The sequence below is a fragment of the Microcoleus sp. MOSTC5 genome (assembly GCF_036701825.1).
Taxonomy (GTDB): Bacteria; Cyanobacteriota; Cyanobacteriia; order Cyanobacteriales; family Microcoleaceae; genus Microcoleus; species Microcoleus asticus.
Genome location: NZ_JAUBRK010000136.1, coordinates 1 through 4,931 on the forward strand (window position 1 = coordinate 1; position 4,931 = coordinate 4,931).

A 4,931-nucleotide genomic window follows, 5' to 3' on the forward strand; every position below is an offset into this window, starting at 1 on the left:
CTGTTTTTTTTTACGATTTAATCCCAACTTCTGTAACGCGTTACACATGGCTGTTCTACCCACCCAATTTCCAGTCCGTTCGGCAAATAACTCACACAATTCTAGCAAAGTTGCATCGGGATGTGCTGCCACTATTTCTCTCAACTCTGCTGTGGAATTATTCACAGGACTGTATCTCGGTTTCCCCCTAGGCTTCGGCTGTAAATTTCCCTCAGTTTTTTGTTGCTTGACCAATTTTTGAACTAAGCTTTTACTGACGGAAAATATGGCTGCTGTTTTTCTGATCGACAGCTTGTGCTCGCTTATGGCTGCTACTATTTTTTTTCGTAAATCAACTGAATATGCTTTCATTGGTGTATTTTTTTCATCTATTCTTATTGTACCTCATAACACCCGGAAGCAGGGTAAACGCATCTAAATTAAGTTGACAGAAAATCATATTTGTGCATGAGTTTTTCTTTGAGAAAACGCTTCTTAAAAATCTTAAATCTGATGCAATTAACCCAGTTAAAATCGAGCTTTAAGGACTTCTAAATTCTCAAAGCTGAATCAATTTATATCGGGAATCCGTTTTATTTTTCGAGCGTTAGCTGGCAGAGTCTAAAATTTGCACTAAATAATTATTATCCATTTCCGCCAGATACCGCTTCATTTTTAAACTTCCTTTAAATCCTTTTTCCTGTTTCAGTAAATTGACAGCTAAACGCCGTAGGAGAGCAAAATTTTCAGGAGAATGATCTTTACGAATGCGACTCTTGTCTTCGGAAAAAGTAACATCCAATGTCCAATGTAAGCTATTTTCAATACCCCAATGACTGCGAATTGCTTGAGAAATATTCTCGGCATTACTGGCTAAACTACTTAAATAAAACCGAACTTCTGTGGTAGTTTTATTCCACAAACGTCTTTCACTTACGATCATCACAACCGTTTTTAATCCAGTCCATAATGATTGATTATGAAGAGATGGAAGCTCTGAGACTGCCACCGTCCAAATTTGTCTTTTTTCAACTCGATGATGCCCTCCTTCTATTTGTTGATAATAGCTATGCTCTCTGCCAGCAAACTCTTCTTTTCAAGCTAATTTAAATCAGTCTTTTACGTCTTTATGAAGAAGTTTTTGATTTCCCTTTCGCGCTAAAAGATAATCTCCTTTCTTCTTAATTATGAGCGCTGCTATTTCTTTCTGACACCCCATAGCATCGATGGTTATTATGCTTTTTTCAATTTTTAGCAGCTCTAACAAAGCAGGAATAGCTGTCACTTCGTTGGATTTTTTATTGGATTTTTTTTGCCCTAAAACTAATTGATGGGACGCCGACCATGCACTGACTATATGTAACGGTTTTTGGCTTTGATTCCGGTCATAAGATTGTTTCATTGTTTTGCCATCAATGGCTATGACTTCTAGCCCCTATTTTTGGGTAATTGAATTTACCCAACTCAAAAAACACTCTTGAAACTGCTTCGGTTCAATTCGAGCAAATACTCGACTAAATGTATCATGAGAAGGAATTCCATTCGGCAGTTCTAGAAAACCTTTTAGCCATTCATATTTAGTTTTTCCATAGAGTTCTATAGCCCCCCATCCATCCGCACCGCTAATGACAGCTAGAATCGCAGTGGCTACAATATCTATTAGTAAATGCTCTTTACTTCTTTCTATTCTTGGATCGGTCAAGGTTTCAAAATAATTTAAAAAACTAACTTTCAATAAGTCTGTCGGATTCGATACACCTATTGTTTTTTGTTGTGAAGTTAAAGTCGAAGTAAACCCTTTGGCCATCGATCGCACCTATGAATTACGCACTTGATTTAGCTAAATACTTTATCTTATCACGTTTTAGGTTGAAATTAAGATGCGTTTACCCTGGTAAAGGTCGTTGGTTTCTCTGATACCAAGCAGTTCTTAAACGGGCGTAATAAATTTTTGAAGACTCCCTCAAATAAGGAGGCAGGAAAACTTAAAAATCTTTGAGACATGGCTTGTTGAGTAACTGTCGTGGGTCGGCACCACAAAAAGCCTTCTCTTGCTAACATTCTTGTGAGTTCTGTTACTCCGGCTACCTCTCGCCACAGCAAAGTTAATACTGCTGCTACCATCAAGGGTAGGTTAAGAATTCTGGCTCGTAAACCTAGTTGACGGTAGTAATTTTCTTGTGAGGTGATGGCTGGTGTTAATAGTGCTGATAGTTGCGAGGCAATCGCATCGTCTTCCACCATCGGTCTTGTGGTTTTTTTGGCGTAGTCACGGTTGGTTTTTTGACTCTTAACCATATTTACTGACCTACACAATCACTCAATTATTTGTCAATTATATCCTTCGATAGTACCAACGCTCGCAATCGATCGTCCTCGCCCCGACGCTCGAAAGTACACTTGTGGTGCAACTATTATTGATCGCCCGCCATTATTTATCGATCGCCCGCCATTATTTATCGATCGCCCGCCACTGTTATCGATCGCCCGCCACTGTTATCGATCGCAGTGCCGCGCCAATCGAGCCAACAACTTATTAATAATGATAATCGTGCTAGGCGTGGGAGAGTCTGCCACAGGCGGACTCTCCCACCCTTACCCCTTGTTTGATTATCATTATTATCCAATTATATTTATGCACAAAAGGGTATTGACAGAATCTACTCCTTTCTAACTTGTTACCAATGGGACGGGCCCAATTGCGCTCTTGGGGTGGCTGTGGAACACTGTCTGGCTCGCATTCAGCAATGGCAAGGCGAACAAGCTCGCTACCTTGGTGTGCGCAAGAATCTTTTCGACCTGCGGCGAATGGCTGCGATCCATAATCTTCATGTGTTAGCTCATTTGCTGGCTACCTCCCCTACTGGAACGGCTTCTTCCTACTGCATACTTCTGCCTATTTGTCAATTCCCTTCTACTGGACCGGCTCTCTAGCAGAGCTGATTGATAATTTGTTTTTATTTCTGGAAGATGCGACAATTCCACCCACAAATAATTAAGCGCGAACAAGCGATTCGGATGAGCGTGATATTTCGCCGTGTGACCAATTGTTTTCGTTCAGAATGGGGGCGAGATTTATTTGCTGCTGTTCGTTCAGTTGTGAATACTGGTAAAAGGCAGGGCTTAACTGCTTATCAAGCTATTCAGCAAGCCCTCTCTATTCATGGCTCTCTTTTTTCCCCTAGTTGAGCAATTACCTTAATTCTTACCTTTACTATAATCCTAATCCCTTATCTTGACAAAGCACTAGAAGTTTTAACAAAGTTGGAAAAATACCCCCGCTCAAAGTTGAGGACGATTCTCAGAGAGTTACTCGATCGGCTCGGTAAAAAAACGGTCGCAGATCTTCTGAGTTAAAAATTTAACTGGTACGAAGCTGGTATGCTTGAAAGTGACCTTAATTCGTACCTCGTTACTCTATCTTGTGCAACCGTTGCTATGTTAACGGGTTTTCTTTATGGAGAATAGCGGGCTCGAACCGCTGACCCCTACAATGCCATTGTAGTGCTCTACCAACTGAGCTAATTCCCCTTTCTTTTCGCGCTCTCAATCATGCCTTAAGTGACCAATATTTGTCAAGCTTTTTGGGGAAATTAGTTTTTAACCTTGGATTGGCAAGGCTTTCGGCTTTTTTTCCAAAAAAATATCCTCGCTTCCGGACAATGGTCAATCCCCTACTATGATTTAGTAAGTGTGTTGGGATATTTCGGTCAAATGGCTCAAACAAGACCCCATGAGAAAGTAGACGACTACCAGAGCAGCGGCTGAGACAGCAACTAGGGTGCCGGCTAGCATTAGTGAAAATTCCCGTTGCGTGATCGCCTCTTGCATTAAGTGCAAAGACCAGGCAACGAGAGCAACGTCAATTATTAAAATAGAAACCAGCATAAGTTACGATTTGTAACAGCTTACCTATTGTAACAAAACTTTTCGCTCAGTGCAGATAAGCTTACGCGTATTTAACTTTGGCTCTAAAACCCGGAGGGAGCAGCGGAAAGCTACTGAAAAAAAATGATAGCTTTTCTTGATAATTACGATATGCAAAGTAAATGAGAGCTAGCTCAGCTTTATAGGCGTTTTTGATTTGGAAGCCAGCGATCGCGATTTTTTGAGGGGGTAGGGTGCGCTCGAGCGTTTTGAGTATAACTGATTTGATATAGCGATCGCAAATGGTTTGTAAAACATCAATTATGTATAATGAGGTAGGTGAATCTCAGTAGGAGTCGAAATGTCACCCAATAAATCGTCAGAAAAATTCGGAGAGCATGAAGTCCAAGCTTTATTAGAACTAGAAAGTTTTATTGCCAATAATCCCGACCCAAGAGAACTAAAAAGAGCCGTAGCTGTCCGCATGCTAATGGAAGGTATCTGCCGAGAAACCATTCAAACTATTTTAGGACTATCATCTCCCTTTATCAGCAAGTGGAAAATCAATTATGCGTGGCAGGGAATTGAAGGATTGCGCTTAAAACATCAAGGTTCGCAGGGACAACTTAAGCCAGAAGAACGAGAGGAAATGATCCCATGGTTAACCAATCAAAACCACTGGGATTTATCTGCCCTAGAAAACTATATAGCCGAGCGGTATCAGATTGAGTTTCAATCTAAAACCAGCTATTATCAACTCTTGAAGTCAGCCGGAATTAGCTGAAAAAAGTCTCAAAAAAAGAACCCCAAACGGGATGAATAACTGGTCAAAAAAAAGCATGAAGAAATTTGTAAAAATCTGGAAGAGCACCGGGAAGCTATAGAGTCGGGAACGCTGGTGGTGTATTTAATTGATGAGTGCCATCTCAAGAGGGGAGATGTCTGTGGTTATCTTTGGGGAAAGCGCAATGAGAGGATAGAAATACCGCTAGTGAATGAAAGAGAAAAACGGTTCTTCTGGGTTTTTGGTGAAAACCGTATAATGAGATACCACTACTTGATTTCTACCCTATGGATATTCATCT

3 protein-coding genes, 1 tRNA gene and 3 pseudogenes are annotated in these 4,931 nt (G+C 40.7%); 2 read left to right on the forward strand and 5 right to left on the reverse strand.

Annotation, left to right across the window (positions count from 1 at the left end; all coding sequences use genetic code 11):
• From QUA54_RS33645 to QUA54_RS33655, 3 genes and pseudogenes are all read right to left on the reverse strand, one after another.
• On the reverse strand, positions 1-351 hold a 351-nt coding region (locus QUA54_RS33645; RefSeq protein WP_333419308.1), incomplete at its 3' end, for an IS630 transposase-related protein.
• Between the two features lie 235 nt (positions 352-586).
• Positions 587-1,786: pseudogene (locus tag QUA54_RS33650) on the reverse strand (ISAs1 family transposase).
• Between the two features lie 85 nt (positions 1,787-1,871).
• Positions 1,872-2,223 (reverse strand): annotated as a pseudogene (locus QUA54_RS33655) (IS4 family transposase); the annotation flags it as partial.
• Between the two features lie 158 nt (positions 2,224-2,381).
• Here QUA54_RS33655 and QUA54_RS33660 point away from each other — a divergent pair.
• Positions 2,382-2,519: a hypothetical protein gene (locus QUA54_RS33660; protein WP_333419310.1), complete on the forward strand. Its 138-nt coding sequence runs from the start codon at positions 2,382-2,384 to the stop codon at positions 2,517-2,519.
• 918 nt (positions 2,520-3,437) lie between these two features.
• Here the strand turns inward: QUA54_RS33660 and QUA54_RS33670 are convergent.
• Positions 3,438-3,510: transfer RNA gene (locus tag QUA54_RS33670), tRNA-Ala, on the reverse strand.
• Between the two features lie 153 nt (positions 3,511-3,663).
• Complete coding sequence (locus QUA54_RS33675; protein WP_172191298.1) at positions 3,664-3,867, reverse strand: hypothetical protein; 204 nt, start codon at positions 3,865-3,867, stop codon at positions 3,664-3,666.
• Between the two features lie 340 nt (positions 3,868-4,207).
• Here QUA54_RS33675 and QUA54_RS33680 point away from each other — a divergent pair.
• Positions 4,208-4,867, forward strand: a pseudogene (locus QUA54_RS33680) (helix-turn-helix domain-containing protein); the annotation flags it as partial.
• Between the last annotated feature and the right edge of the window lie 64 nt (positions 4,868-4,931).